General features: G+C 64.8%; 1 protein-coding gene. It reads right to left on the reverse strand.

The window, feature by feature from the left end; all coding sequences use genetic code 11:
* Window positions 1-175: 175 nt before the first annotated feature.
* A partial coding sequence (locus EN925_RS39395; protein ID WP_206633258.1) for a dihydroxy-acid dehydratase occupies window positions 176-403 on the reverse strand: 228 nt, incomplete at its 5' end.

The raw sequence follows: 403 nt of genomic DNA on the forward strand, positions 1-403 counted from the left end.
TCCCGGCGGGCGACTATGCCGTCGTCTCGGAGAAATCCGACAACAGTTCGAAAGAAGGCAACGTGACGGTCAAAGCCGGCGAGCGAGCTGAGCTAACCGTGCAATAGAATCGTATGCACAACCGCAAGAGGGCGGCCAAGTGCCGCCCCTTTTCATGGGTTGCGCAGAACTGCCGTCAGGCCGTGCCGAAGGCGCTGGCGCCATGATCGGCGCGGCCGACCAGTTGCCGGAAGCCGGCAAACAGCTCGCGGCCGAACCCGAACTCGTTGCCGATGAGATCGGCATCCGCCGTCCGGCGCAGCGCGAAATCGCCGGCCGGCACCAGCACTTCCAGCGTGCCGGCATCGGCGTCGAGCCGGATGATGTCGCCTTCATGGATCCTGGCGATAGGACCCTCCTCGAC

The sequence above is a fragment of the Mesorhizobium sp. M7A.F.Ca.US.006.04.2.1 genome (assembly GCF_004022915.1).
Taxonomy (GTDB): Bacteria; Pseudomonadota; Alphaproteobacteria; order Rhizobiales; family Rhizobiaceae; genus Mesorhizobium; species Mesorhizobium ciceri.